The organism is Oceanicola sp. D3 (genome assembly GCF_006351965.1).
Classification (GTDB): Bacteria; Pseudomonadota; Alphaproteobacteria; order Rhodobacterales; family Rhodobacteraceae; genus Vannielia.
Window position 1 is genome coordinate 58,765 of record NZ_CP040932.1, and the last position, 26,962, is coordinate 85,726.

Below are 26,962 nucleotides of genomic sequence, written 5' to 3' on the forward strand. Positions count from 1 at the left end.
CGTCAGGCAAATATCATCGAGGAGAGTTTACGACGGCCCGTCAGCACCACCGGATCCTGCGGTTTCAGCGCATCGAAGATGGTGAAGAGCTGGGTCTTGGCTGCGCCATCGTTCCACTCGCGATCCCGGCGGAACAGTTCGAGCAGATGATCCACCGCCGCTTCGGTGTCGCCGTTGGCATGAAGCGCCGTGGCAAGGTCAAACCGGGCCTGATGGTTGTCGGGGTCCGCCTCGACGGCGGCCGTCAACTCGGCAACGGGGCCTGCGCTTTCGGCCTGTTTGAGCAGGTCGATCTGGGCGCGGGCAGCCTCCACCTCGGCGCTTGTCGCCACGGCTTCCGGCGCGTTGTTCAGCAGGGCGTCAGCTTGCTCCACCTGCCCGGCAGCAATATAGGCCCGCACCAGCCCGCCATAAGCCTGGGCGTTCTCTGGCTCTTCCTCAAGCACCCCGGCGAAAACCTCGGCGGCATCGGCGGCGGCGCCTTCTTCCAGCATTTCCTCAGCGGCGTTGATTGCATCGGCCAGCCCGCCATCGGCCTCTGGGGCCAGAGCGGCGATTTTGGCAACAAACTCCTTTAGCTGGCTTTCGGGCAGCGCGCCTTGAAAGCCGTCCACCGGCTGGCCTTGCCAGAAGGCATAGACCGTGGGAATGGACTGGATGCGCAGCTGCCCGGCGATGCCTTGGTTCTGGTCGACATCGACCTTGGCCATCTTCACCTTGCCCTTCTGGGCGGTCACGGCGGCCTCGAGCTGGGGGCCAAGCGTTTTGCAGGGGCCGCACCATGTGGCCCAGAAATCCACGATCACCGGCACGGTCTGCGACGCTTCGATGACCTCCGCCATGAAGTCGGCTTCGTTCACGTCCTTGATCAGGTCGCCTGCGGGGGCTTCGGTGTTGCCTTGGCCAAGTTCGAGCATTGGGGCCTCCATCATCTGTTGAACGGGTAGATGGAGCACTCAGCCCTTGTTTGCAAGGGCACCGGGCAGAGGCAGGCAGCCGGTTAGCCCGGCAGGGAGCACCAGTAGCGCTCCGGCGCGGTAGAGACGGGCAGCAAAATCGGGGGTGTCGCTCTTCAGGGTGACGGTTGCCGCGCTGGCGGAAATGACGGCCGCATCCTCGGGCAGCCCGGCAAGAAAGGCCTCGCCGGGAAACATCACAACCGCCGCCGGGGCCGCATCGGAGAACCGCATGACAAACGCCATGGTGGCGACCCATGCGATGAACAGAAGCGGGGCCCAGAGAGCAATGCGCTTAATAATCGTGGACATGCTCCACCATATCGCCGTTTTCGCGCAGGAAGGCGGCAAGATCGGTGACCTGCATCAGCACCAGTGATCGGGTGTCGCCGTAGCCCTGCCGCTCGCGGGCATAAAGCGCGCCGGGCAGCGGGGTGTCGGCGATTGCGGTGAGCATGATGTCGTCATTGCCGGCGATTTCGATGAAGTCAGCGCCGCGCTCGGCCATCTCTTTCATCAGTTCGGTGAGGGCGCGATAGCGTGGAGTTTCCAGCACCAGCCCTTCGGGGCGGCTTTCGATGATCTCGACGCCCTCCAACCCCTCAAGTTGAGCCCGCTCACCCTGCACCACCATCCGCAGCCGCAGCGCATCGGCGCCCACACCGGCCACCGCCTGTTCGATCACGCCCGCGTAAGCGGATTTGGCGGAAAATTCGATGCCCAGCGCCAAGCGGCGCTCATTGTCACGCTTGCTGCCTTCACTGGCTTCAGCGTGCTCGGCAATGTCGCCTTTGAAATCCCATTTGTACCACGGGGTTTGCTGAAGGAAGGCCGCATAGTCGCGGGCCTGCCGGGCAGAAACCTCATCCAGCGCGGCACGCTCAGAACCGCGAATCCATGTGTAGACGCGGCCCACCGTCTCTTCATAGGCAGCCTTCAGCATCAGCTCGGCGGTGAAGCTGACGCCGATCACATAGGCGGTTTGCTTGGTGGTCCAGTCAAAGCCGCCGTGCGCGGGCGAGGCCTTTGAGAGGGCACAGAGCGAGCCCCAAAAGCCGCCAACCGCGCGGAAATAGCCAAAGTCATGCGGGTCACCCGAAGAGATCACCTCGGCATAATCGTCATAGGCGTGAACGATGTGCCACTCGGGATAGGTCATCAGCGTGCGGCCCTCGGCGCGGTGCCATTCAGGCGTCAGCAGCGGCTCATACTCCTTGCGGATATAATCCTTGCCGCGACAGGCCACCTCGACGTAGCCCACGGGGGCCAGCAGCACGAGCAGCAGCAACACCGCCACCACCAGCAGCCGTTTGACCCATTTCCAGACCCAGCGGATCATTTGCGATCCAGGAACAGGCCCGCGAAGAGGGCAAAGCCCCCGAGGCCGATGTGGGGCAGGTTGGCGAGAATCTTGAAGCCGAAGGGCAGGTCAAGCACGCCGTTGGTGAAGATGCCCATGTCGAGATAGCCCGAACCGAAGGCGAGGCCCATCGCCCCGTCGGCGAGGTAGAGCGCGCCGAAGAGCAGCAGGAAGATCTTGCTCGCCCGGTGCGAGGTGAGCGCAGCGCCAAGCGCCCAGAGGGCGGAGACGAGGTGCAGGGCGTCATCGAAGATGTCGAGTTCGAAGATGCCGAAGGCCAGCCCCTCACTGTCGGTGATGCCGGGCACGTAGTTGAGCGCAGCGGCCCCGAGCAGGGCGAAGAAGTAACCGAAGGCGATGATGCGGAGTGTGGTCATAGGAGCCCCAGATAACTGTCCCAAAGGTTGTTGCGGAGCAGCAGCCCCGGGTCGATCTCGCGTTTGCGCGCGGCAAACTCCTGCGCGCGCGGGTAGGCCACCATGAGTTGGTCGAGCGTGGCGTGCGGGCGGTAGGGCAAGTAATAGGCCCCGCCGATGGCGTTGATACCGCCAATCAGGGCGCGGGTCATCCGGGCCATGTCGGCCTCGCCGCGCGCGGTCATTTCCTGGCTGAAGGACATGACGGCGGCGATGCGCGGCACCCGGGCGTAGGAGAGCCAGCTTGTGCTGTCGGTATCCACGAAGCGCAGGGTGACATTGAGAAACTCCTGATAACTGGCCGGGATCACCTCGCGGCAGACCTGGAGAAAGTCGGAGAAGCGGTCGAAGGGCACGAAATACTCGTGGAGGATATCGGTGCGGCGCTCGTCGCGGTCATCCAGCGTCACGACCGGCTCGTTCATCAGCGCGTTGCGATTGGCGGCCCCGGCGAGCATCGGCGCGGCGCGGGATTCCGTCCACCAGCGCCAGCGCTTCATCCGCTCGTTGCCAAGCTGCCAGCGGTAGAGACGCGCGGCGGCCTTGGAGGTGAACCCAGAGGCGTATTCGGCAGGCGGAATCTCGTCACTTTCAGGGTCTTCGCTGTAGGTGATCAGCAGCGCCTCTTCCATGAAGCGGGCACGGCCCACGTTGAGGCGGCCATAGCCCATGGGGATTTGCGGGTTATCCACGGCGGCGCGGAAGGCGGGGGCGAAGGCCTCGACCTCCATCCGCGTGAAGCTAGGGATGAGGCGCTGGTTTGGCACCATGTCCACCACCATCTCGGTGATCAGACCCACAAGGCCATAGCCACCCATTGCCATGGCGAAAAGCTCGGCGTTCTCCGTGCGGCTGGCGGTGACAAGCTCGCCATCGGGCAGCACCATCTGCACCTCGCGCACGGTGGCGCCCATCGGGCCATAAGGCACCGGCCAGCCGTGGGCATTGACCGAGAAGGTGGCAGCGAGCCCGAAATCGGAGTTGGATTGCATGACGGCGGGGCCAAAACCCTGCGGATCAAGCGCGGCGATCACCTCGTACCAGCGGGCACCTGCGTGGGCACGGTAGGTGCTTGCGGCGGTGTCAAGCTCCACGAAGGGGTTGCGATAGCTGATCGCCGTGCCCTCGCGAGGGATTGCCTGCCCACCCATCGAGTGCCGTGCCGCGCCAAGGTTCACCGGGCGGCCCTCCGCCTGCGCCTCTTTCAGCTCGGCGCGCAACTTGGCCACTAGCGCCTCGCCCGGATCGTCGGTGAGGATGACATGCTTGGCCACCGGGGTTTCGCTGAGGCCGGAGGCGTCGTTCATCGTGTTCACGCGGCCCTCGGGCGCAAGCGAGCGGGTGCCTGCCAGCACCGGCACGTCGCTCTTCAACCACTTGGCCCCGGCCACTCCTGCCGCCGCCCCCGCGCCAAAAACCACGGCCCTGCGGCCCAACTTGCCCATCACACACCCTCGCTTTTGCGCCATCTTGCCAATGGACGCCGCTCCGGAAAACGTAAAAACTGAGCAGCGGGGATTGCAGGGAGACAACCGTGGCACAAAGGATTCTATGCTTTGGCGACAGCAACACCTTCGGCACACCGCCGATGGAGGCCCACGGCGGACATGCGCGCTTTGGCCCCGACACCCGCTGGCCCCGGGTCATGGCAGAGGCCATGGGCGGGGTTGAGCTGATCGAAGAAGGGCTGCCGGGGCGCACCACCTGCCACGATGACCCGGTGATGGGCGCTTTCATGAACGCGGAGCCGGCCCTGCGAATTGCGCTGCGCAGCCATGCCCCGCTGGACCGACTGCTGATCATGTTGGGAACGAATGACCTCAAAGCCCGCTTTGCGCCCTCTGCCCGAAAGATCGCCGCCGGTCTTGCAGGACTGCTGGACATCGCGGCCAGCGCCCTCGAGGCGCCAAGAAGCCCCGGCCTGAAGATCACCCTGATCGCGCCGCCCGCGCCGATCGAGGCAGGGCTCTTCGCCGCGGAGTTTGCCGGGGCCGCCCGTATAAGGCCAGAGCTTGCTCCGGCCCTGAGGACCCTCGCAGCATCGCGTGGTCTGGATTTTTTTGACGCTGGGTCGCAAATATCGGTGAGCCCGGTGGACGGCATTCACATCGCGGCTTCCGACCATATTGCGCTTGGAAGGGCGCTGGCAGCACATCTCGGCTGATTTCGCCGCGCCTACGCGCGCCGACCGGGGGCGCCTCGCTTCGCTCGGCGTGGCCTGCGTCTCATCCGCATTTTCTGCCTCACCGTCGCGAGGACTGACAGGGGTTACCAGAAGAGATTTTGGGCCTCCGGCGGGGAGTATTTGGAGCAAGAAAATGAACAACTTGATTCAAATTGCCCGCACTTGCTCTCATTTTCTTGCCGTAAATACTCCCGGGGGTGTGGGGGCAGGCCCCCACTGTGCCGCCTGCTGCTCGCGCTACAGGTCGAATTCCGCGAAGACGGGGGCGTGGTCGGACGGTTTTTCCCAGCCGCGCACTGAGCGGAGGATGCGGCTGGAGTGGGCAGCGTTTGAGATATCGGGCGTGGCCCAGATATGGTCCAGCCGGCGGCCTTTGTCGGCGGCATCCCAATCTTTTGCACGGTAAGACCACCAGCTGTAGAGCAGCCCCTCGGGGATGTCCTTGCGGGTGATGTCGACCCATTTGCCCGCGTCCTGCGTCGCGCCCAGCGCCTCCACCTCAACGGGGGTATGAGAGACGATCTTCAGCAGTTTCTTGTGATCCCATACGTCATCTTCACGCGGGGCGATGTTGAGGTCTCCAACGAGAATGGCCTTTTCGGGTGTTTCGGCGTGGAAGGCATCGCGCATCTCGGAGAGGTAATCGAGCTTTTGGCCGAACTTTTCGTTCACCTCCCGGTCAGGCACATCGCCTCCTGCGGGGACGTAGAAGTTGTGGATTGTCACGCCGCTCTCAAGCTTGCCAGCGATGTGGCGGGCGTGGCCGAGCTTGGCGTAATCCGCCGCGCCAGCCTCTTCCATCGGCAGCTTGGAGAGGATCGCCACGCCGTTGTAGCCCTTCTGGCCGCGTGCAACCATGTGGGTGTAACCCAGCGCTTGAAAGATCTCGACCGGGATCTTGTCGACCGGGCTCTTGCACTCCTGCAGGCAGAGCACATCGGGGGTTTCCTCACGCATCAGACGCGCCACAAGATCGGCCCTGAGCCGCACCGAGTTGATGTTCCATGTTGCCAGTGAAAATGCCATGCCCGCCTCCGTTGTTCCGGGTCGGGATAGCGCGGGCGAAGCCGGGTTTCCACCCCTTGCCCTGCCGCAGCTGACAGCGCAGGCTCGGGCGCATGAAACAGCTCCTTGTCGCCGCCCTCCTTGCCCTTGCCGCCCTGCCGGGCCGGGCCGATGCCCCGCCGCAGGGGAGCTTCATGCTGGGCAGTTACATCTGGCCCGAGCACGTGCTGCCACGCTCGGTGGTGCTGACCTTCGAGGGCGAACAGATGCAGCTCCACTTCCTGTATCCGCTGCCTTTAGATCACGCGGCCTGCGACCGGGAGGGGGTATGCGAGCCAAGGGTGCAGGCCGCCACGGCAACCGCGCGGATCGATGCGGGAAAACTGGTGCTCGAGGCATTCGAGATCGACAGGGACGCTGCCATCGAGCCTTCCACCGTGACCCACGTCGGCATGCCGCAGGACGCCGTCTACACCAACTTCGCGATCAGCTTTCTCCAGATGGCCCGCTTTGCTCCAAACGCGCACGGGTTCACACTGGACAGCGCCGGCACGACGCTGGAGTTCTTCGAGGTGCGCGGTGACGACGCTTTGGCGATTGCCGCGCTGCCGGTGATCTTTGAGCAGTCCATTGCCAAGATGGCGGGCTGCGAGGTGCGGGCGCTGGCCCCCTTGCTGGCCGAGACCGAACCAACGGAGAAAGAGGCACGGTTTCAGCGGGTGGTGCGCGGCTTTGGCACCTCGTTGGACTATGATTTTGCAGCGCGCCGGGCCGCGCCGAGGATGGCGGAGCCGACCGAAGAAGAGAGGATGCAGGCGGCGAAGCTGCGGGCCGCCTCCGGACTGCCGGGGATGGTGGCGGGGATCTTTCGCACCTCCGAAGATGGAGGCGTCGACGAGTTCAGGGCACAGATGGGGCTGAAGATGTTCCGCGACGATGCCGAGGCCTTCGACGCTGTGGTGGCCGCCTATGGTGAAGCCCTGCCCGACATGATCGCCTTTTTGCGCTACGTGCCCACGGTGCCGGACCGGCTCAACGTTGACGGCCTCTGCGCAGACCCGTCGCTGGGCTTCATGGACTGACCTCCGCCACCGGGCGGCAAACAAAACATGGAATGCGCCGGAAGGCGCTCAATTGGATTGCGTTTGCACCCAGACGAGCGCGTCGTTCAGCGCGGCCATGAAGGCGGCGGGGTCTTCGATCTGCGGGATGTGGCCGAGGCCGTCCAGCTTCCAGAGGCGCGCGCCCTCCACCAGCGCGGCGAGTTGTTCGCCCTGGGCCAGCGGGGTTGCGGTGTCTTCCACGCCCCAGAGGATGCCGACCGGAAGCGTCAGCCCGCGCCAGCCCTCTTGGGTCACGCTGGCCGCGCCTTCGGGGCGAGTGACGAGGGTGGGCAGCCAGTCGGCCATGGCGGCGGTGGTGCCCGCGCGCTTCATCGGGGCGTTCAGCGTGGCCACATAGGGGGCGGCGCGCTCTTTCTTGTGCAGGAAGGCCTTCAGCATGGGCTTCATCGCCCAGGGGTTGGTGATGGTGGCCGAGACAGCAAGTTGGCGCAGCGGGCCGGATCGCAGCGGCAGCGGCGGCGGGCCGGGCTGAGCCTCAAGCCCGATGGCGCCGTCCACCACGATGAACCCGGCGAAGGCCTGCGGCTTGGCCATGACGGCCTCGGCCCCCGCGCCTGCGCCGAAGCTATGGGCCACCAGCACCGGCCGCACGTCGAGCGCTTCGGTCAGCGCCAGCACGCGCTGGCCCTGTGTCACACGGCTGTAGTCACCCGCCGCATCCCGCTCCGACCAGCCCATCGGGGGCATGTCGAAGGCGATGGCGCGGTAGCCTGCGCCCTCCAGCGCAACGATGGTTTCATCCCAGAAGGCCGACCAACCAACCGAGCCATGCACCAGCAGCACCGGGGTCGCTTCCTTGGGGCCGTAGTCTATCACGTAGACCTCGCCCATCGCGGTTTGCACCATGCTGCCCCAGCGGGCCGCTTCGGTTTGGGTTTCGCGCAGGGCGGCCATGCCGCGCAGCGCAAGCAGGGCAACGACGACGATCACCACCAGAACGGCGGCAAGCTTCAGGAGGAACTTGATGAAACGGCCCACGGGATTACTCGCTGATGGTGATGGGGGTGCCATCGGGCACCAGTGACCAGATCTCGCGCATCTCGGCATCGGTCACGGCAATGCAGCCGTTGGTCCAATCCCACGCGCGGTGCAGCCCGCCAATCCAGCCCCAGCCGTTAGCGATGCCGTGGATCATGATGTCGCCGCCGGGGCTGTGGCCCGCCGCCTCGGCACGGGCGCGGTCATCGGCATTGGGGTAGGAGATGTGCAGGCTGAGGTGGGCGATGGAGTTCGGGTTGCGCCAGTCAATCACGTAGCTGCCGGTGGGGGTGCGCTCGTCGCCCTCGCGGGCCTTGTGGCCCTCGGGCGCGGCACCGAGGCTGATGGTGTAGCTGGCGATTGCCTCGCCATTCCGCAGAAGGTCCATACGGCGGGCGGATTTGTCGACCAGGATCTCATCGGCCTGCGCCGCCTCGGGGGCCATAGCAGGGGCTGTGCCCGAACCGACGCGCGCCATTGCGGCGGTGTAGGCCACGAGGCCGAGGGCGAGGACGGCGAGGGTGGCCGCGATCTTCAGAACACGTTTCATGCGAGCGGTTTAGCACCCCGCTCACAGCCCGTCATCCTCGGGCTCGACCCGAGGATCTGCCAGACACCGAGAGATCCTCGGGTCAGGCCCGAGGATGACACCCAGCCGATGCAGGCACCAAAAAAAGGCCCGGGCGCAAACCCGGGCCAGTCCAACAGGGAGGTGTGGCCATTACCCCGGCCACGGAGGGATTTTTATGCCACCAGCCGGTAGCCGCCGCTCTCGGTCACCAGAAGGCGCGCGTTGCTCGGATCAGGCTCGATCTTCTGGCGTAGGCGGTAGATGTGGGTTTCCAGCGTGTGCGTGGTCACACCCGCGTTGTAGCCCCAGACCTCGTGCAGCAGGATATCGCGTGGCACCACGCCCTCGGATGCCCGGTAGAGGAACTTCAGGATGTTCGTCTCTTTCTCGGTGAGGCGAATTTTCTTCTCGGCGTCATCCACCAGCATCTTCATCGAGGGCTTGAAGGTATACGGCCCAAGCTGGAACACGGCATCTTCCGATTGCTCGTGCTGGCGCAGCTGGGCGCGGATGCGGGCCAGCAGCACCGGAAACTTGAAGGGTTTGGTCACATAGTCGTTCGCGCCCGCATCAAGGCCGAGGATGGTGTCGGCATCGCTGTCTTGGCCGGTGAGCATCAGGATCGGGCATTTGACCCCCTGCTTGCGCATCAGCTTGCACAGCTCGCGGCCATCGGTATCGGGCAGGGCCACGTCGAGGATCACCAAGTCGTAGATCGCGTTCTTGGCTTTTTCCATCGCGCCCGCGCCGTCTCCGGCTTCGAACACGTCAAAATCTTCTGTCATCACGAGCTGCTCGCTCAGCGCCTCGCGCAGGTCTTCGTCGTCATCGACGAGGAGAATTTTCTTCAGGTTGGCCATGGAAGGCTCCTTTCTTCTGCTCTCTCGGATGTGTGAACGGTGCACGAGCTCGGCAAGATTTGCTGCAAATCGCTCACGCAACCGTGTGCGAGGGGGCGGAAATGTTTCATATTCCTACGAAAACCCACTAGATGTGCCCCGAGTTCCCCTGAGGTTTCACGCATGAGCCTGCTGCCCACCCCACAAGAATTACGCGCCCGCGCCCGTGCCGATCTGCGGCTTGGGTTGCCTGTCGTGATCGTGGGCGAAGGGGAGGCGGCGCTGGTGATGGCCGCCGAGCAGGCCGCGCCGGAGCGCGTGGCCGAGCTGGCACAGGAGGGGGCCTACCTTGCAGTAACCGCCCGGCGGGCCGAGACGCTGAAGGCCCACGCCTATGACGGCGACATGGCGCGGCTGCTGCTCCCGAGTGACGGGCAGGCCGCTTGGGCGGCGGCGGTGGCCGATCCGGCGACCGACCTCGCAACGCCGATGAAAGGGCCATTCAACGCGCTTCGCGGGGGTGAGGGCTGCCCTGAGCTTGCCCGCGCGGGCATTCGGCTGGCGAAGGAGGCGCGGGTGCTGCCCGCCGTGCTGTTGGCCCCGCTGACCGGACCTGCACCAGAAGGCCTGACACGGATCGCCGCGAAGGTGGGAGACGCGCTGCCCCCCTTTGCGGAGGCTATTTCGGCCCGCCTGCCGATGCGGCTTGCGGGTGCAGGCCGGGTGCATGTGTTTCGCCCCGAAGACGGGGCCGAGGAGCATTACGTGATTGAGGTGGGCCGCCCGGATCGGGACGCGCCAGTGCTGACCCGCCTGCATTCGGCCTGTTTCACCGGCGATGTTCTGGGCTCGCTGAAGTGCGATTGTGGCCCCCAGCTCCACGCCGCCTTGGCCGCGATGGGAGCCGAGGGCGGCGGCATGCTGCTTTATCTCAACCAAGAGGGCCGCGGCATTGGGCTGGCCAACAAGATGCGCGCCTATTCTCTTCAGGATCAGGGGTTTGACACGGTGGAGGCCAACCATCGGCTGGGCTTTGAGGATGACGAGCGCGACTTCAGGATTGGCGCCGCCCTGCTTGGCAAAATGGGTGTTGGCCAGATACGGTTGATGACGAACAATCCCGCCAAGATCGCCATGATGGAGGCCCAGGGCGTAGAGGTGGTGGAACGGGTGCCGCTACAGGTGGGCCGCACCGCCGAGAATGAAGGGTATCTGGCCACGAAGGCCGCAAAGTCGGGGCATTTGCTATGACACCTGCCGCATTTCTGAACGCCGCCGCACGGCTTGAAGATTTCTCTCAGGCTGAAGTGGAGGCGGCGCTGGGGCTGCGGCTGACGGCCACGCGCAAATCGCAGGCCTGGGTCGGGTTCAATGCACCCGGGTCCGGGCCGTTCAGCGGCTTCGAGTTGCGCAGCCCCGGGCCTTCAGCGCGGTTCGGCGGGCTGCTGATTGCGCATTTCGGCCAGCCCGAGCCGATGACGCGGATGAAACCGCTGCTCGATCAGCTGCGGTTTCTCCGGATCGAGCCAAACCCGCCGGGCGCAGGCGGGCCGCCCACGGCGGGCCATTGGTTTCAACTCGGGCCACATGAGCTGGCCGCGACGGTTCTGCTTGGCGCGCCGGAGCGGGTGGCGGCGCTCGCCGTGCATGGCGCCTATCCGTGATGCGGCTCACCCCGCGCGGGCTCCTTTTTGAAGGCCACCTCTTCCCCGCAGTCATTGGCCGGGGTGGCGTGACGGCAAGCAAGCGTGAGGGCGACGGCGCGACGCCGGTGGGGCGGCACCGCATTCTGGCCTGCTACTACCGCGCTGATCGGGTGCCCGCGCCTGCCCCATGGGCCATTGCAATCGGGCCGCGTGACCTGTGGTCGGACGCGCCGGAAGGTGCAGCCTACAACACGCTGGTGCAGGCCCCCTACCCCGCCAGCCATGAGAAGATGCGCCGCGCAGACCGGCTTTATGACATCGTGCTGACGACGGATTGGAACACACCCGCAACCCCCGGCAGGGGCTCGGCCATCTTTCTGCATCGCTGGCGCAAACGCTGCCACCCGACCGAGGGCTGCATTGCCTTTCGCCCCGACCACCTCGCTTGGATCGCCGCCCGCGCTGCGCCCGGCACGGAGTTGCTCGTCAGGCCATGAAAAAGGCGGGCCAGAGCCGCGCTCTGCCCGCCTGTTTCGCAAGTCGACAAGGCCTCACCCTTTACGAATCTCGCCCGTCACCGGTGCGATCCGATCAGGCACCCGGTTTGCCAGAAAATCGGGCCGCGGCTGCGGCGCGGCATAGGGTGCAGTCACCCTGTTGGATACCGCATTATATACGAAAAACGCATTCGAGCGCGGATCGGGGGTGATGTTCCCGTTCGAGCCGTGCAGCGTGTTGCAATCGAAGAAAATCACGGTGCCAGTGGGCCCGGTGGCCGCGTCCAGCCCGTTCTCGCGCACCAGTCGGTCAATCGTTTGGGGCTGCGGCACGCCTACCTGCTGCTTTTTCAGCGACTCCTCGTGGTTGGCATCCGGCGTTTCCCCGGCGCAGGCCACAAACACCTCCTGCGAGCCCGGGACCAGCATCAGCGGCCCGTTGAACTCTGAGTTGTCGGTCAGCAGCACCGAGGCCGACACCGCGCGCATCCGGGGCATGCCGTCTTCCGCATGCCAAGTCTCGAAATCCGAGTGCCAGTAAAACTCCTTGCCGGTGAAGCCCGGTTTGTAGTTCAGCCGCGACTGGTGCAGATAAACTTCGTCCCCAAGCAGAAACTGGGCCACACCCGCCAAACGGCTGTCTTTGGCGAGCCGCGCAAAGAGCGGCGAATGCTCATCCAGCCGGAACACAGTGCGCACGGCGTCGCTCTCGGGTTCGGTAATCAGGTCTTCCCGGCGAATGCCGCCGGGATCGTCGCGCAGCGTGGCCGATGTTTCGACCAAGAGCGCCAACTCATCCTGAGAAAACACGTCGCGGCGTACGAGATAGCCGTTTTCGCGATACTGCTCGGCCTCGGCGCGTTCGATCGGCGCGCCCTCGTGCCAGTCGGACCACAGCACCGGATCCTTGCGCGCATGTAGTTGCTCTCCGCCGCGCAGCCGTGTGGGGTAAATGTCGGCTGGCGGCGTTTGAAATTGGTGTGGATTGAAGTCCATGAACCTTTCCTCCGTCTGTTGTCGGTCTCTGGGTCAGGCCGGGCGCTTATGGCCGGCACACAGACCATCAACACGCACAGGCGCATCAGGTTCACTTTTGTCTTTTGCTGTAGTTCCGCGCGACTTTAGCCGGGGGTGCGTTCCCCAAAGATGGCCGACCCCACGCGAATGTGGGTGGCGCCCAGAGCAATGGCCCGCTCGAAGTCGGCACTCATGCCCATGGAGAGGCCGGAGAGCCCGTTGCGCTTGGCCATCTTGGCAAGCAGCGCGAAGTGCAGCGAAGGCTCCTCATCCACCGGGGGGATGCACATGAGGCCCCGAACCGGCAGGGACAGTGCCGCGCACTCGGCCACGAAGCCATCCACCTCAGACGGCAGACAGCCCGCCTTTTGGGCCTCCTCGCCGGTGTTGACCTGAATGAAAAGGTCGGGGCAGCGCCCCAACTCATCGGCCAGCCGGGCAATGGTGGAGGCAATCTTGGGGCGGTCCACGGTGTGGATGGCGTCAAACAGCTCCATCGCCACCCGCGCCTTGTTGCTCTGGAGCGGGCCGATCAAGTGCAGATCGACACCCTCGAACCGCTCGCGGAAGCCGGGCCACTTGCCCTGCGCTTCCTGCACGCGATTCTCGCCAAAGCAACGGTGCCCCTCGCCCAGCACGGCCTCGACGCGCGCATCAGGCTGCACCTTGGAAACGGCGATGAGGGTAACATCCTCACGCGCCCGGCCCGCGCCTTCGCAGGCCTTGGCGATGCGGGCTTCTATGTCTTGTAATGCCAATCCAACACCCCATGCCGCTCGAGCGCATCGGTCAGCGGCTTCAGATCATCAGCGTATTTCTCCCAAGCGCGGGCCGAAGACTTATACATCGGCTGGCGAACCTGGTGGATCGACAGCGTCTTCACGTCACGCTTGTTCTTGTGGAAGTCGAGGCAAGCGTCTTCCCACTCCAACCCGGCGGCGGCGATCAGCTTGCGGCTCTGCACTTCCGGGTCATTCACCAACTCTTCGTATTTCACCTCGGTGAACGCATCGGGCGTCCGCTCGCGCCAAAACTCGATGTTGTCGACAAACTTGCGATAGAACAGGGCAAGGTGTTCGAAGTCGTATGCGTAGGTGTGCGTGTTCTCGGCAAAGACGTTCTTGTAGATCGACAAGAGCTGGTCGCGCGGGTCGCGGCGAACCACGATAATGCGGGCGTTCGGGATCAGCTCCTTTATGAGGCCGATGTAGCGGAAGTTCGAAATCGACTTGTCGGTCACGAGGTTCTCGAACTTGATGCGCTTGCGAAACTCGCTTTCTATCAAGCGCGGAAACGCTTCATACTGCTGCTCTTTCAGGGCGAAGTGATCTTTCCAAGCCGCATCGTTTCGGTCGCGCATCAGGCGGCGGCCAAGCTTTGTAATGACACCGATCTCACCGGCGCCCTCCACCTTGCTGTGGCTGGCGATGATCTGTTCCATCAACGTTGTCCCTGAGCGGGGCAGGCCGGTTACGATGATCGGGCCAAAACTCTCGTTGTCGAGCGGTGGTGAACTCTTGCGCCACTCAAAGCCCCGCAGAAGCTCGAGCGATGTATCATACTCCTTGTCGAAGCCTGCCTGTAGAAAGGGCGTGGCCTTGCCGATCAACCGGTTTGCCTCGTTCAAAAACCGAAACACTTTGTTGAAATCACCGATATCTTCCATGGCCTTGGCCAGAGCGAAACAAAGGTGTGCGCGCATCAACCCCTGGACATGCGGGTCGGCATAGACCTCCTGCAATTCACGGATAATCGGCTCGCCTCTTTTTATCTTCTTGCCCTGAAGCCAAGTGCGGTAAATCATGCCATTGCCGGGGCTGAAACGCAGAGCCTTGCGGAAGTGCTTTTCCGACTCGTCAAATTTGCCGAGCCGCTGGTAGAGCAAGCCAAGCGCCGACTGGATTTCCAAATCGCGCTTCACCAGCTTCGACAACTCAAGATAAGCCCGAACCGCCTCATCGAGGTCACCGGCATCCGCCAATGTCTCTGCAAGTTCACGCAGAATGACGGGCTCGCCTTTCTTGAGCGACAACGCCCGGTTCAGCGCTACCGTTGCCACCTTGAAGTCTCGAACGTTTCGCGCGATCCGCCCGATCTGAAAGTGCGCTTCCGCCGTTTGCGGTCGCACGGTGATGATTTCGTTATAGATCTCGTGCGCTTCCCGCATCTGCCCAGCAGATTGCAGCTTCATCGCGCGCTGATAGAGCTTAGGAATGTCCTTGATCTCGATGGTCGCCATCACCCGCCTGCCGTTCTCTTGCTGCTGATTGACGGCCCACCCCTACCCGATCCGCTGGCAGGAATGAATCCCAAAAAAGAAAAGAGCGGGCACAAGGCCCGCTCTTCCCTAAAGATTTTCGACTGCCTTAGAAGGCCATCGACAGACCCAGCGACCAGGTGTCGACGGTGTCGCCACCAACGTCGGAGAAGTCGGACGAGCCGTAACCGGCGAGAACCGATGCGCCGCCGCCGAGGTCGTATCCAGCGGAGAGACCCCAACCGGAAAGCTCGGTGCCGTCGATGTCGAACACACCGTAGTTGAAGTGCACGGACACAGCGTCGAACTGGTAGCCAGCACCGATGCCGACGTGGCTCAGGTCGAGGTCGGTGCCATCGATCGAGAAGTCGGTGTAGGTGAAGCCAGCGGTCAAGCCGGAGTCCAGCGTGACAGTCGCACCGAGACCAAGAGCAGACACTTTCGCGCCGGTCGCGGAGGTCGGGGTGCCGGTGCCGGTGTCGAGGTAGTCGATGATCGTGCCGAGCGTGACGATTTCAGCTTCCTGGTAACCAAGGCCGAGGGCCAGGTCAGCACCGCCGAGATCGGTCGAGTACTTGAAACCGATGGCGTAGCCGTCGTCGCGCGAACCGTCGTCGTCCATCTCGAGCGAGATTGCGACGCCGAAGTCACCAAAGGTGTTGTCGTAGCGAACGATCTGGCCGTCGTAGGCGCCGTCGAGCCAGTTGCCGTTGTAACCCAGGTGGACGGTCTCGTCGTCAGCAATCGAACCGGGGTTGCCGATGTTGCCCATGTCGGTCAGGGCCCAGTCAAGAGCGCCGTCGGTGTCACCCATGGTGATGGTACCGAACGAACCGGAGATGAAGACGAACGCGCCGCCATCGTCATCGGTGGAGAAGGCGCCGTTTTCGTCGAGATCAACGCCAGCACCGAAGGTGAGACCACCGTCGGTTTCACCGGACATACGGAATTCGACGTCGATATCTTGGAAGAACTCAGTCTCCATATCGGTGCCGCCGTTAATACCCATCTCGGCCCAGCCGGAGATGGTAACTTCTGCCGACGCGGCGCCAGCGAAGGCGACCAGCGCGGTCGAAGTGAGAAGAACCTTTTTCATCTTGTTTCCCTCGTTATCAAAGGTCAGCCCAATCCGGGGAATCCAGACTGGGTATGTGAGGCTGTTTCGCTCTTTCGCCGTGCGATTGCAATAATGGCGAAAACCGGGCGAGGGGACTCTCTGGCATATGGTGCAAACCTGCCACAGTGATCATAGCGGCCATCTAAGCCCTTATCCTATGCACGCGGCACCACGCGCCGTGGGCAAAAAGCCTTGTGGGGGTGGGGCCGCTCGGATAGACAGGCAAAAAAGCTTGAGAGGGGCAGCTTTTAATGACCTTCCGGAAGGGACTGCGGGCAGCGGGAATAACTGCGATGGTGCTGACGCTCTCCGCGTGCGGCGTGAGCGGGCGGCTGGGCAACAGCCTTGGCGGAAGCTCGGGTGGCAGCTCGGCAGGGATTCGCAATGCCCCGGCGCAGCCCCGCGAGACAGACCGACTCGGTCGGGAGATTGTTGGCGGGCGTGTTCGCACCTCCACCATCTGGGATCTCTTCGGCAACCGGGACGACCCGAACATCACCGTTGAGGTCAACAAGTACATCTGGCGTGCCTCGCTGGAAGTGCTGAACTTCATGCCGATCCAGACGGTGGACCCGTTCTCCGGCGTCATCGTCTTTGGCTACGGGCGCCCGCCCGGCGGTGGCAGCCCCTATCGCGCGACCGTCTATGTGCAGGATCCGGCCCTCGACGCCCGCTCGCTGAAGGTGGCGCTCCAGTCGCGCAACGGCGGGGCAGTCAGCGCCGATACGGTGCGCGCCGTCGAGGATGCAATCCTCACCCGCGCGCGGCAGCTGCGCATTCAGGACGGAAAGTTGTGATGGTGGGTTAACACCCACCCTACAGCCCGTTCACACCACAGATTCGCTCACGCAGCCCGGCGCCAACCCGCTGGACCCTGCGCCACGCCCGCCGTAAACACGCCGGGACCATATAGAATACCCGCAAGGCAGCGCAGATGACCCGTTTCACCCCCGCAGAGATTGAACCCAAGTGGCAAAAGGCCTGGGACGACGCCCAGACCTTCAAGGCGGAGCGCGACGAGAGCCGCCCCAAGTATTACGTGCTGGAGATGTTTCCCTACCCCTCCGGTCGCATCCACATGGGCCATGTGCGCAACTACTCGCTGGGCGACGTGGTGGCCCGCTACAAGCGCGCACAGGGCTTCAACGTGCTGCACCCGATGGGCTTCGATGCCTTCGGGATGCCCGCAGAGAACGCCGCGATGGCCACCGGCGGCCACCCGAAGGATTGGACCTACGGCAATATCGAAGACATGGTTGGTCAGATGAAGCCGCTGGGCCTCTCGCTGGACTGGTCGCGCATGTTCGCCACCTGCGACGTTGAATATTACGGCCAGCAGCAGGCGCTGTTTCTCGACATGCTGGAGGCCGGCTTCGTCACCCGCCGCAATGCCACGGTCAACTGGGATCCGGTCGACATGACCGTGCTCGCCAACGAGCAGGTGATCGACGGCAAGGGCTGGCGCTCTGGTGCCGAGGTGGAGCGCCGCGAGCTGACGCAATGGTTCTTCAAGATCTCCGACATGTCGGAAGAGCTGCTGGAGGCGTTGGATGGGCTGGAGGACTGGCCCGAGAAGGTGCGGCTGATGCAGTCCAACTGGATCGGCAAGTCGCGCGGCCTGCAGTTCAGCTTCGAGCGCACCGACGGCGGTGATCCGGTGACAGTCTATACCACCCGCCCCGACACGCTGATGGGCGCGAGCTTTGTCGGCATCTCGCCCGATCATCCGCTGGCGAAGGAGCTGGCCGAGCAAAGCCCCGAGGTCGCCGCCTTCCGCGCCGAATGCGCCAAGGGCGGCACCACGGCAGAAGAGCTTGAAACGGCGGAGAAAAAGGGCTTCGACACCGGCCTCACGGTGCGCCACCCCCTCGACCCGTCGAAAGAGCTGCCGATCTGGATCGCCAACTTCATCCTGATGGATTACGGCACCGGCGCGATCTTCGGCTGCCCGGCGCATGACGAGCGCGACTATGAGTTCGCCACCAAATACGGCCTGCCCATCACCTATACCTTCGCCCCCGCCGAGGGCGCGCTGGACGAAACCGCCGCCTTCACCCCGCCCAAAAGCGAGAAGGTGCGCTTTACCCGCGCCATCGCGGGTGACGAACTGCAAACCGGCGAAGAGGCCGTGGCCGCCGCAATCGCCCGCGCCGAATCCGAGGGCTGGGGCGAGGGTGTTACCAAGTTCCGCCTGCGCGACTGGGGGCTGTCCCGCCAGCGCTACTGGGGCTGCCCGATTCCGGTTGTGCATTGCGAGGCCTGCGGCGTGGTGCCGGAGAAAAAAGAGAACCTGCCCATCGAGCTGCCCTATGACGTGTCCTTCGACACGCCGGGCAACCCGCTGGACCGTCACCCCACGTGGCGCGACTGCGCCTGCCCGTCCTGCGGCGCGCCCGCCAAGCGCGAAACCGACACGATGGACACCTTCGTCGATTCGTCGTGGTACTTCGCCCGCTTCACCGCGCCCCGCGCCGAAACGCCGACCGTGGCGGAGGATGCGGACTACTGGATGAACGTCGACCAATACGTCGGTGGCATCGAGCACGCGATTCTGCACCTGCTCTACTCCCGCTTCTTCGCCCGCGCGATGCACGCCACCGGCCACCTGCCGGAAAAGTCGAAAGAGCCGTTCAATGCGCTGTTCACGCAGGGCATGGTGACGCACGCGATCTACCAGACCAAGAGCGCCGAGGGCCGCCCGGTCTATCACTACCCCGAGGATGTCACGGTGGGCGACGCAGGCGCGACCTTGAAAGACGGCACCCCGGTCGAGGTCATCCCCTCCGCCAAGATGTCGAAATCCAAAAACAACGTGGTCGACCCGCTGAACATCATCGAAAGCTACGGCGCCGATACCGCCCGCTGGTTCGTGCTCTCTGACAGCCCTCCCGAGCGCGACGTGGAGTGGACAGCCTCGGGCGCCGAAGCCGCCAACCGCCACCTCGCGCGGGTCTGGCGTCTGGCGGGCGAGATCGCGGCGGATGACAGCGCTGAAAGCGCCGAAGACGCCGCCCTGCAAAAGGCGCTGCATCGCACCATCGCGGATGTGACCGAGGGGGTCGAAAGCTTCGCCTTCAACACCTCCATCGCCAAGCTCTACGCCTTCACCAACACGCTCGCAAAGTCGAAGGCGGGCGGTGCAGCGAAGAAAGAGGCAATGGCGGCAATGGCCCAGCTCATGGCCCCGATGACGCCGCATCTGGCCGAGGAAGTCTGGCACATGCTGGGCCGTGACGGCCTCATCACCGAGGCCCCGTGGCCCAAGGCCGACCCGGCGCTGCTGGTCGAAGACACGGTAACCCTGCCGATTCAAGTGAACGGCAAGCGCCGGGCGGAGATCAGCGTGCCCAAGGATATGGACAAGGCCGAGGTTGAAAAGCTGGCGCTGGCGGAGGAGGCTGTGCAGCGCGCGTTGGACGGCAACGCGCCGAAAAAGGTGATCGTGGTGCCGGGACGGATCGTGAATGTGGTGGCGTAGGGCAACCGAGGCTCTCGTAGGCTGGGTGAAACCCAACCTCCGGCGGGCGACGCGGTGGGTTGCGCCCGCCCTGCTGCTCGCCGCCTGCGGCTTTGCTCCGCTGTACGGCCCCGGCGGGCCGGGCGACACGCTGCACGGGCAGATAGAAATCGCCGAACCCACCACGGAGAACGAGTTTGAGTTCGTCGCACGGGTAGAAACGCGGCTGGGCCGCGCAGCCGCCGCACCCATGCGGCTGGATTACACCATCACCACGCGCAGCGACGGGCTTGCGATCACCGCCGATCAGGAGACGCAGCGCTACAACCTCATCGGTGAGGTGCGCTATCAGGTGACCGACACCACCACGGGCAACGTGCTGTCCACCGGCCAGACCAACAGCTTCACCAGCTTTTCCGCCACCGGCACAACCGTGGCCACCACCACCGCCGAGCGGGATGCCCGCAAGCGGCTGATGGTGATTCTGGCCGATCAGGCCGTTACCCACCTGCTGGCCAGCGCCGAAACCTTCTTGCCGTGAGCGCGGCATGAAGCTTTCGACCCGCGACGCCAACGCCTTCTTCGCCAAGCCGACGCCCGGGCCCGGGATCCTGATTTCCGGGGCCGATGCCATGCGGGTGGCGCTGAAACGGCAGGATTTGCTGAAGGCTCTGGTGGGGCCGAACGGCGAAGAGGAAATGCGGCTCTCGCGCCTCTCTGGTGCCGATCTGCGCAGCGACCCTGCGGCACTGCTGGACGCGGTGCGCGGTGCGTCCTTCTTCCCCGGCCCGCGCGCGGTGCATGTGGAGGGGGCGACAGACGGGCTGACGGATGTTTTCGCCACCGCGCTGAGTGAATGGCAGGAGGGCGATGGCATGGTCGTGGCCACCGCCGGAAGCCTGAAGGCCAGCTCCAAGCTGCGCAAACTCTTCGAGAAAGACCCGCGCGCTCGCTTCGTGGCGATCTATGATGACCCGCCGAGCGCCGCAGAGATCAAGGACAGGCTAAGCGCGGCGGGGCTCGCGAATGTGGAGCATGCCGCGATGGAGGCGCTTGTGGCGCTGGCCTCGCACATAGACCCGGGTGATCTGCGCCAGTTCATCGAGAAGCTCTCGCTCTACAAACTTGGCGATTCCGCGCCGCTGAGCGAGGCCGAGATTGCCGCGCTTGCACCGGCCACAACAGAGGCCGGGGTGGATGAGCTGCTGAACGCCGCCGCCGAGGCAAAGCGCGACCAGATCGGCCCGCTGATGCAGCGTCTGGAAGGTCAGGGCGTTAACCCGACGACGCTTTGCATCATGGCGGGGATGCACTTTCGCACCCTGCATGTAGCCGCTTCCGACCCGGGCGGCCCCGCGCAGGGAATCGCCAAGATGCGCCCGCCGGTCTTTGGGCCGCGGCGCGACAGGATGATCCGGCAGGCGCAAAACTGGGGGCTGGCCCGGCTGGAACGGGCGCTGACACTGCTGCTCGACACCGACCTTGCCCTGCGCTCAGCAGGCCAGACCGCGCCGCAGATGGCGCAGGTAGAGCGGGCAATGATCCGGCTGGCGATGATGCCCCGCTAGGCCGCCGCTCGTTCAATCTTCGGGCTTGAGCACCACGGATAGCTCCGGCACCAGTTTGAAACTGCCCGAATCCAGATCGACCGCCTCTTCACGCAGGGCCTCGGCCTCGTCGGCGAAGCTGTAATGCATCTGCTTGGCGTCGGGCCGGTTGCCGGGCAGGCGGATGTTGCAGCCGAACACCCAGCTTTGCATCTCCTCCAGCGCAGAAAAAGCGAAACGGCCTGAACGCCTGTCATAGAGCACCGGCGCGACAGGCAGATCGCAGCTGTCGGGCTCCTGCGCCCCGGCCTCGGTGATGGCGAAGAACACGAACCCCTCGCTCTCATAGGCCAGCACACCGCCCGCCTTGCCGCGCACCAGATCACAAGGCGCAGGCAAAGGCGCGTAGATCGTGAACCCACCAAGGCTCAACGCGCAGGCTGCCACCGAGGCCGGGGCCTCCTGAGCCTGCGCCGCCGCCCCCGACGCGAGTGCGCTACAGAAAGAAAACGCGCACGTGATCGGATGAGCTCGCATATTCTTCTCCTATCATGCCGTATGAACCTTGGGTGTTGGTGCTGTCGTGCAGGTCGAATCCGTCGATATGATGCGGACTACCGAAAAACATGATGCCCCGCAGCTTCTGCCCCTCACCGGCCTTCTTCTTTAGCCAGTCAAGCACAGGATAGAAGGTGCCGTCAGCCTCATAAACGCCGGGCTCGCTGGCACGCACCCCGGTTGTGGGATGGGCCGGGCGGATGTAGCGGCGTGGGCGCTTGAGGTAGACCTCCAGGTAATCCGCCAGGGATCGCGCGCCGCGCGCCCGCCCGTGGCTGCACAATGGGCCGAACCGCTCTTCGGTGTAGCGCTGTCCCGTCCCGTTGAAGGGCCAGGCTGCGTCGACCAGAGCACTACTAACGCGGATGGCACATTGGTTGGTATATCCGTCGCTGCACGGGCTGCGGTTGTTGCGCACGTAGTTGGCCTGCGCTGCCTTGAAGCGCTCCCAATTCAGGCTCATCACACGTCCTCCTCTGGGGGCGCTCGGCAAAGGGGGCCGAGGCCCGGATAAATGACTTTGGTTCTTCAAACACAGAAAGTTTAGGCGCATCGGAGCGAGCGGCGCAACTTCCGGCTGTGCTCGGCCTTCCGGATTCACGGATTTTTCAGCAGGCCGCGAGATAGCCTTCTGCCGCCCGCCCGGCCCACCGCCCGGTGGCAAGGCAACCGGTGATCAGGTAGCCGCCCGTGGGGGCCTCCCAATCCAGCATTTCGCCAGCCACGAAGGTGCCGGGGCGGGCCTTGAGCATGAGCCCATTGTCCACCGCTTCGCGCCGCACACCGCCTGCCACGGAGATCGCCTCATCAATCGGGCGCGGGCCAGCGTGCCGGAGCGGCAGCGCCTTGACCAGAGTGGCCAACGCCCGGCCTTCCGGCAGGGGGCGACCGAACTCCATCAGCAGGGCACGGGCAGCGGGGGTGAGGCCGAGGCGTTTGCGCAGGCGGTTGCCAATGCTGTCTTTGCCGCCCCGCGCGAGGCGTGCGGCGACGTCATCGGTGCTCATGTCCGGCAGCAGGTCGAGCATCAGCGGCGCACCGTCTCGCGCTGCGGCGGAGACTTCATAAATCCCGCCACCTTCCAGCCCTCGGGCCGAGATCACAAACTCGCCCCGGCTTTGAAGCGGGCCAGCGGTGAGGCGGGTGCCTTTGACCGGGCTGCCCAGATGCGGAGCCATATGGGCGGACCAGTTGACCTCGAACCCCACGTTGGCGGGCTGAAACGGAGCAAGGGGCACGGCCTCGGCGGCAAGGATATCGGCCCAGGCCCCATCGGAGCCGAGCTTTGCCCAGCTTGCGCCGCCGAGAGCCAGCACAGTGGCCTTGGCCTCGATGCGCTGCACGCCTTCAGGGGTGGAGAAAAGCGCCGCCGCACCATCCCAGCCCTGCCAGCGCCAACGCGTGCGGATATCAACGCCATCCAACCGCGCCAGCCATGCCCGCAAGAGGGGCGAGGCCTTCATCGTCTTTGGAAAGACCCGGCCAGTCGTGCCGGTAAAGCAAGGCTGCCCCAGCGCTTCGGCCCAGCCCCGCACCTCACTGGGGCCGTAGGCCGATAGCATGGGCGCCAGCCAATCGGTGCCATAGGCCGCGGCAAAGCCCTCCTCCTCCTTGGTCAGGTTCAGGCCAGATTTGCCCGCCATCAAAAACTTCCGGCCCACAGAGGGCTTCGCCTCGGCCAGCAGCACACTGCGGCCTGCACCTGCAAGCACCTCCGCCGCTGCCAGCCCTGTCGGGCCACCGCCGATTACCAATACATCCATTGCCGCTCCTGCCATTTGGCCCATCTATGCCCCATGGAAGACACGCCGCCCATATGCCCCTTGTGCCACAGGCCCATTCCGGCGGATGTGCCGCAAAGCCGCCACCATCTTGTGCCCCGGCTGCGTGGCGGCAAGGGCGGGGACACGGTGCTGCTGCACCATATTTGCCACAAGGAAATTCACGCCACCCTGAGCGAAACCGAGCTGGCGCGGAGCTATGCCACACCCGAGGCGCTCAGAGCGCATCCAAGGCTGGCAAAGTTCATCGCTTGGGTCGCCAAACGTCCCCCCGGTTTCAATCCCCGATCAACAGGCTCCCGGCGCCGGGCACGGTGACGCCCCGGCACATCGCCTTGATGCCCGCGCGGGTTTCAGGTGTGGCGGCAATGGCGGCTTCACACAGGGCGGCGGCTTCCGGCAACAGGGCCTCCGGCTCCGCGAGTCTGTCGACCAAGCCCCAAGACACAGCCTCTTCGGCCCCGATCTTCTGGGCGGCCAGCAGGATCATCCGGGCACGGCCACGGCCCACGAGCGCCGTCAGCCGGGCCGGGTCGGAGGGTTGGGGGAGGTAGCCGAGCTTCATCACCGGGTAGAAAAACCTCGCGTCCGGCACCGAAATCCGGAGGTCGCAGGCCAGCACCATGCCAAAGGCCCCACCCGCCAGCGTGCCGTTCAGGGCGGCGATGGTGAGGGCGTCACTCTCGGCCACCGCGTGAGAAAGCCGCTCCCACAGCGGCGACGTGGCCAGCCCGGCCTTTGCGGCCTCAAGATCGGCCCCGGCCGAAAAGACCTTCCCCGCCCCGGTCAGCACCAGCGCGCCGCCCGGCGTGCCCTCCACCGCCTCGATCAGCGCCTCCAGCATCTCGCCGGTGAGCGAATTGGCCTTGTCCGGGCGGTCGATGGTGACGGTGCGCAACCCGCCCTCGTCGGCGACGCGGATCATATCAGGCCCACCTTGCGGCGTATCTCTTCATCCCTCAGCGACACCTCCGCCCCGCAAAACTCATCGGCCTCGGCAGAGCACATCCAGAGCAGCGTCTTGGCTGGCCAGTCAGGGGCGATGTGGTCGGACCAGTCAAGCTGGCTGACCGGGTTGATCCCGCTGGCCTTGATGTCGCGCTGCATCTGGGTGGCCACGGTGCCGGGCGAAAGCGAGATGGCGCGGATGCCGGCTTCGCCGTTTTCCTTGTCGGTCATACGGGTGAGCATCAGCGCCCCCGCCTTGGACGCGCAATAGGCCGACCATGCCTCAACCGGCCCATGCGCCGCGCCCGACCCGATGGTGAGGATCGTGCCACTGCCTTCGGCGAGCATCACGGGCAGGGCCGCGCGCATACCGTTAAAGACGCCCTTGAGATTGACGTCGATCACCTGTCCCCATGCTTCGGGATCGGCCTCGGCGAGATGCGTGATGGGCTCGAGTATGCCCGCATTGTTCACCAGCACGTCGAGCCGCCCGAATGTCTTCACGCAGGCATCGACGGCGGCTTCCATCTCCCAGAACCGGCTGACGTCGCAAGGGATGGCCAGCGCCACATCGGGGCCAAGTTCGCCTGCGAGGTCGGCCACGGCCTCTTCGCTGCGGGCCAGAAGGGCCACCTGCGCCCCGGCCGCGGCAAAGACACGCGCGGCTTCTGCCCCAATGCCACGACTTGCACCGGTGATCATCACTACCTTGCCGCTCATTTCCATGGCGCGCCCTCCTCTTTCGGCTTTCTTCCAGAGATAACGGAAAGGTGCCTGTCGTCCACCCGCTTCGAGCCATCGGGCACTTGACCCCGCCCGCGCCGCACGGGAGGATGACGCCACTTCATTTCTGCCCGAAAGGACTTTGCCCGATGAAACCATTCCTCCGCCTCACAGCTGCCGCGGCTGCGCTTTGCGCCGCCAGCCCCGCAGCATGGTCACTCACCGCTGAAGAGGCCTGGGAGGCCTGGGTCGGCATTGCCGCCGAATACGGCGAAGAGGTTACCGCCGCCAATACCTCCAAATCCGGCAACGTGCTCACCGCCTCGGGCGTGTCCGTGTCGATGGAGATGGAAGAATTGAACCTGTCGGGCGATCTGGGTGACGTAACCTTCACCGAGAATGGTGATGGCACCGTGGCAATCGCGGTTCCTTCCGCCTTCCAGATGATGATGGTTGCCGATCCGGAATATGGTGAGAAGGTCGAACTCACGCTCGACTTCGCCATGGAAGGCCTCGATATGACGGCGTCCGACGCCGATGGTGGGGGGGCAGCCTTCTCTTACGATGCACCTACGATGACCTTCACCCTGGGCGATATGACGGTGGATGGAGAGGCAGTGCCGATCAACTTTGTCGGCACAATCGGCGGCAGCACCGGCACCTATACAAAAGCGGGTGATATCGTGACTTCGGTGTTCAACGCCGACAGCCTGAAGATCGACTTCGATGGCCGCGATCCCGAAGGCGAAGGCCGGGGCAAGGGCACGATCAGCATGGCCGACATCAGCTCCACCTCCACCGGTAAAGGCCAACTTATCTTCATGGACCCGGAGGCCATTCCAGAGTTGCTGAAATCTGGCGCCTCGGTGCAGGGCTCCACCAAGGTTGGCGCCACCACCTTCGCAATCGAAGGCACCGATGCAGGCGAAAGCTTTGCGATTTCGGGCGATATGGACGGTGGCACCGGCTCGGTGAAGCTGGATGCCGATCAGGTGCTCTACGCTGTCAGCTACACCGGCTTCGACATGACCATGTCGGGCAGCGAGATCCCGTTGCCGGAAGTGACCGTCGGCCTTGGCGAGACCTCCTTCAACATGATTATGCCCATCGCCCAGTCTGACGCGCCCAAGCCCTACATGCTGGCCGTGGGCCTCAAAGACCTGACCATCGCAGACGGCATCTGGAACATGTTCGACCCGGGCACCGTGCTGCCGCGCGATCCGGCAACGCTCACCTTCAACCTCGCGGGCACCGGCAACTGGCTGATCGACATTCTCGACCCAGAGGCCATGGCCAACCCGCAGGGGATGCCCGGTGAGATCCACTCGCTGAACATCTCCGACGTGCTCCTGAAGGCAGCAGGCGCCGAGTTGACGGCAGAAGGCACTTTCACATTCGACAACACCGACCTGATGACCTTTGGCGGCATGCCCGCGCCCGATGGCACGCTGCGCGCCAAGCTTTCGGGGGCCAATGGCCTTTTGGACAAGCTGGTGACAATGGGCTACGTGCCCGCCGATCAGGCCAATGGCGTCAAGATGATGTCGGGCATGTTCTTCCGCCCCGGCGATGGCCCGGACGTGCTGACCACCGAGATTGGCGTGTCGCCCGATGGCACGGTTTCGGCCAACGGCATTCCGATCCCGCTGCAATGATCTTCTAAGATCTCGATAGAGGCCCCCGTTGCGCAATACGCACCGGGGGCCTTTTCTTTTCAGGCGTGGATTGCTGCCACCGCACCGTTGCTGTGCCGCTTTAACCGGCAATGGCTGTGCTGAGGCCATCGGTCTGTTCCAGCGGCCTTTTTGCCTCGGCCCCAGAGGCTAAACTCTCGTCAGCTGAATGCCTCCGCCCTCGAACTTCGGCCTTGGGTGGCGCGGGGCCCCGAACAGCCCGGCAGCGCATCCGATGCCCGTTTTTTCGGCGCTCCGGCCTTGCCTCGCATCGCCCCGGCGGCTAGCTCAGTTCGGCAGGTGCGAC

At 64.5% G+C, this 26,962-nt stretch carries 29 protein-coding genes; 11 read left to right on the top strand and 18 right to left on the bottom strand.

Translation table 11 applies throughout. From position 1 onward, the window contains the following. Nucleotides 1-2 precede the first annotated feature (2 nt). From trxA to FHY55_RS00350, 5 genes are read right to left on the bottom strand one after another with little or no spacing between them, the layout of a single operon-like run. Nucleotides 3-917 carry a thioredoxin gene (gene trxA, locus FHY55_RS00330; protein ID WP_140012295.1) on the bottom strand — a complete coding sequence of 305 codons (915 nt, stop codon included), beginning with the start codon at nt 915-917 and terminating at the stop codon, nt 3-5. Between the two features lie 39 nt (nt 918-956). Continuing rightward, nucleotides 957-1,268, bottom strand: coding sequence for a hypothetical protein (locus FHY55_RS00335; protein WP_254695382.1), 312 nt, complete (start codon nt 1,266-1,268; stop codon nt 957-959). Beyond that, nucleotides 1,252-2,295: a hypothetical protein gene (locus FHY55_RS00340; RefSeq protein WP_371707105.1), complete on the bottom strand. Its 1,044-nt coding sequence runs from the start codon at nt 2,293-2,295 to the stop codon at nt 1,252-1,254. The genes FHY55_RS00335 and FHY55_RS00340 overlap by 17 nt, the downstream gene beginning before the upstream one ends. Beyond that, nucleotides 2,292-2,693 carry a hypothetical protein gene (locus FHY55_RS00345; RefSeq protein WP_140012296.1) on the bottom strand — a complete coding sequence of 134 codons (402 nt, stop codon included), beginning with the start codon at nt 2,691-2,693 and terminating at the stop codon, nt 2,292-2,294. The genes FHY55_RS00340 and FHY55_RS00345 overlap by 4 nt, the downstream gene beginning before the upstream one ends. Continuing rightward, on the bottom strand, nt 2,690-4,177 hold the full coding sequence (locus FHY55_RS00350; protein WP_140012297.1) for an FAD-binding protein: 1,488 nt from the start codon (nt 4,175-4,177) through the stop codon (nt 2,690-2,692). Before FHY55_RS00350 ends, FHY55_RS00345 begins: the two co-directional genes overlap by 4 nt. A gap of 89 nt (nt 4,178-4,266) precedes the next feature. Here FHY55_RS00350 and FHY55_RS00355 point away from each other — a divergent pair, with 89 nt between their 5' ends. Next, entirely contained in the window at nt 4,267-4,896 is a 630-nt protein-coding gene (locus tag FHY55_RS00355) for an SGNH/GDSL hydrolase family protein (RefSeq protein WP_254695383.1), read from the top strand. A gap of 258 nt (nt 4,897-5,154) precedes the next feature. On the opposite strand, the gene FHY55_RS00360 is transcribed toward FHY55_RS00355, so the two are convergent. Next, nucleotides 5,155-5,943 (bottom strand): exodeoxyribonuclease III, encoded by a 789-nt coding sequence (locus tag FHY55_RS00360; protein ID WP_140012298.1) that lies wholly within the window; start codon nt 5,941-5,943, stop codon nt 5,155-5,157. Nucleotides 5,944-6,035: 92 nt separating this feature from the next. Here FHY55_RS00360 and FHY55_RS00365 point away from each other — a divergent pair, with 92 nt between their 5' ends. Next, entirely contained in the window at nt 6,036-7,004 is a 969-nt protein-coding gene (locus FHY55_RS00365) for a hypothetical protein (RefSeq protein WP_140012299.1), read from the top strand. A 48-nt stretch (nt 7,005-7,052) separates the two neighbouring features. Here FHY55_RS00365 and FHY55_RS00370 read toward each other — a convergent pair whose 3' ends face one another. From FHY55_RS00370 to FHY55_RS00380, 3 genes are all read right to left on the bottom strand, one after another. Further along, nucleotides 7,053-8,024 (bottom strand): alpha/beta fold hydrolase, encoded by a 972-nt coding sequence (locus tag FHY55_RS00370; RefSeq protein ID WP_168222901.1) that lies wholly within the window; start codon nt 8,022-8,024, stop codon nt 7,053-7,055. A gap of 4 nt (nt 8,025-8,028) precedes the next feature. Further along, nucleotides 8,029-8,574: a murein L,D-transpeptidase family protein gene (locus tag FHY55_RS00375; RefSeq protein ID WP_140012301.1), complete on the bottom strand. Its 546-nt coding sequence runs from the start codon at nt 8,572-8,574 to the stop codon at nt 8,029-8,031. Nucleotides 8,575-8,768: 194 nt separating this feature from the next. Beyond that, on the bottom strand, nt 8,769-9,455 hold the full coding sequence (locus FHY55_RS00380; protein WP_140012302.1) for a response regulator transcription factor: 687 nt from the start codon (nt 9,453-9,455) through the stop codon (nt 8,769-8,771). Nucleotides 9,456-9,617: 162 nt separating this feature from the next. On the opposite strand from FHY55_RS00380, the gene ribA reads away from it, so the two are divergent. Genes ribA through FHY55_RS00395 form a run of 3 tightly spaced genes read left to right on the top strand, consistent with a single transcriptional unit; the run spans nt 9,618 to nt 11,577 of the window. After that, nucleotides 9,618-10,685 (top strand): GTP cyclohydrolase II, encoded by a 1,068-nt coding sequence (gene ribA, locus FHY55_RS00385; protein ID WP_140012303.1) that lies wholly within the window; start codon nt 9,618-9,620, stop codon nt 10,683-10,685. Further along, nucleotides 10,682-11,098: a hypothetical protein gene (locus tag FHY55_RS00390; protein WP_140012304.1), complete on the top strand. Its 417-nt coding sequence runs from the start codon at nt 10,682-10,684 to the stop codon at nt 11,096-11,098. The genes ribA and FHY55_RS00390 overlap by 4 nt, the downstream gene beginning before the upstream one ends. Next, entirely contained in the window at nt 11,098-11,577 is a 480-nt protein-coding gene (locus FHY55_RS00395; protein WP_140015944.1) for a L,D-transpeptidase, read from the top strand. The genes FHY55_RS00390 and FHY55_RS00395 overlap by 1 nt, the downstream gene beginning before the upstream one ends. A 54-nt stretch (nt 11,578-11,631) precedes the next feature. On the opposite strand, the gene thpD is transcribed toward FHY55_RS00395, so the two are convergent. The 4 genes from thpD to FHY55_RS00415 form a co-directional block, all read right to left on the bottom strand. Next, nucleotides 11,632-12,573, bottom strand: a complete 942-nt coding sequence (gene thpD / locus FHY55_RS00400) for an ectoine hydroxylase (protein WP_140012305.1) — start codon at nt 12,571-12,573, stop codon at nt 11,632-11,634. Nucleotides 12,574-12,698: 125 nt separating this feature from the next. Continuing rightward, nucleotides 12,699-13,352, bottom strand: coding sequence for a YggS family pyridoxal phosphate-dependent enzyme (locus FHY55_RS00405; RefSeq protein WP_140012306.1), 654 nt, complete (start codon nt 13,350-13,352; stop codon nt 12,699-12,701). Beyond that, nucleotides 13,334-14,833 carry a tetratricopeptide repeat-containing sulfotransferase family protein gene (locus tag FHY55_RS00410; protein WP_140012307.1) on the bottom strand — a complete coding sequence of 500 codons (1,500 nt, stop codon included), beginning with the start codon at nt 14,831-14,833 and terminating at the stop codon, nt 13,334-13,336. The genes FHY55_RS00405 and FHY55_RS00410 overlap by 19 nt, the downstream gene beginning before the upstream one ends. 127 nt (nt 14,834-14,960) lie before the next feature. After that, nucleotides 14,961-15,947, bottom strand: a complete 987-nt coding sequence (locus tag FHY55_RS00415; protein ID WP_140012308.1) for a porin — start codon at nt 15,945-15,947, stop codon at nt 14,961-14,963. Between the two features lie 272 nt (nt 15,948-16,219). Between FHY55_RS00415 and FHY55_RS00420 the strand changes: the two genes are divergently transcribed. From FHY55_RS00420 to holA, 4 genes are all read left to right on the top strand, one after another. Further along, nucleotides 16,220-16,765 (top strand): DUF3576 domain-containing protein, encoded by a 546-nt coding sequence (locus FHY55_RS00420; protein ID WP_140012309.1) that lies wholly within the window; start codon nt 16,220-16,222, stop codon nt 16,763-16,765. Between the two features lie 137 nt (nt 16,766-16,902). Next, a complete protein-coding gene (gene leuS / locus FHY55_RS00425) occupies nt 16,903-19,446 on the top strand; it encodes a leucine--tRNA ligase (RefSeq protein WP_140012310.1) in 2,544 nt (847 codons plus the stop codon). Continuing rightward, on the top strand, nt 19,433-19,966 hold the full coding sequence (gene lptE / locus FHY55_RS00430; protein WP_140012311.1) for an LPS assembly lipoprotein LptE: 534 nt from the start codon (nt 19,433-19,435) through the stop codon (nt 19,964-19,966). Before leuS ends, lptE begins: the two co-directional genes overlap by 14 nt. Before the next feature lie 7 nt (nt 19,967-19,973). Then, on the top strand, nt 19,974-20,993 hold the full coding sequence (gene holA, locus FHY55_RS00435; protein ID WP_140012312.1) for a DNA polymerase III subunit delta: 1,020 nt from the start codon (nt 19,974-19,976) through the stop codon (nt 20,991-20,993). Between the two features lie 12 nt (nt 20,994-21,005). On the opposite strand, the gene FHY55_RS00440 is transcribed toward holA, so the two are convergent. The 3 genes from FHY55_RS00440 to FHY55_RS00450 form a co-directional block, all read right to left on the bottom strand. Next, a complete protein-coding gene (locus FHY55_RS00440) occupies nt 21,006-21,419 on the bottom strand; it encodes a hypothetical protein (RefSeq protein ID WP_140012313.1) in 414 nt (137 codons plus the stop codon). Between the two features lie 49 nt (nt 21,420-21,468). After that, nucleotides 21,469-21,993, bottom strand: a complete 525-nt coding sequence (locus FHY55_RS00445; protein ID WP_140012314.1) for a hypothetical protein — start codon at nt 21,991-21,993, stop codon at nt 21,469-21,471. Between the two features lie 145 nt (nt 21,994-22,138). Continuing rightward, nucleotides 22,139-23,293, bottom strand: coding sequence for a TIGR03862 family flavoprotein (locus FHY55_RS00450; protein WP_140012315.1), 1,155 nt, complete (start codon nt 23,291-23,293; stop codon nt 22,139-22,141). 33 nt (nt 23,294-23,326) lie between these two features. Here FHY55_RS00450 and FHY55_RS20705 point away from each other — a divergent pair, with 33 nt between their 5' ends. Further along, nucleotides 23,327-23,629: an HNH endonuclease gene (locus tag FHY55_RS20705; protein ID WP_140012316.1), complete on the top strand. Its 303-nt coding sequence runs from the start codon at nt 23,327-23,329 to the stop codon at nt 23,627-23,629. Here FHY55_RS20705 and FHY55_RS00460 read toward each other — a convergent pair. Then, entirely contained in the window at nt 23,589-24,236 is a 648-nt protein-coding gene (locus tag FHY55_RS00460) for an enoyl-CoA hydratase/isomerase family protein (RefSeq protein ID WP_140012317.1), read from the bottom strand. The two genes, FHY55_RS20705 and FHY55_RS00460, sit on opposite strands and share 41 nt — an antisense overlap. Next, complete coding sequence (locus tag FHY55_RS00465) at nt 24,233-24,985, bottom strand: SDR family oxidoreductase (RefSeq protein WP_140012318.1); 753 nt, start codon at nt 24,983-24,985, stop codon at nt 24,233-24,235. Before FHY55_RS00465 ends, FHY55_RS00460 begins: the two co-directional genes overlap by 4 nt. Nucleotides 24,986-25,131: 146 nt before the next feature. Here FHY55_RS00465 and FHY55_RS00470 point away from each other — a divergent pair, with 146 nt between their 5' ends. Further along, the gene (locus FHY55_RS00470) at nt 25,132-26,637 is read left to right on the top strand and encodes a DUF2125 domain-containing protein (protein ID WP_168222902.1); all 1,506 of its coding nucleotides are present in this window, start codon (nt 25,132-25,134) and stop codon (nt 26,635-26,637) included. Nucleotides 26,638-26,962: the final 325 nt, after the last annotated feature.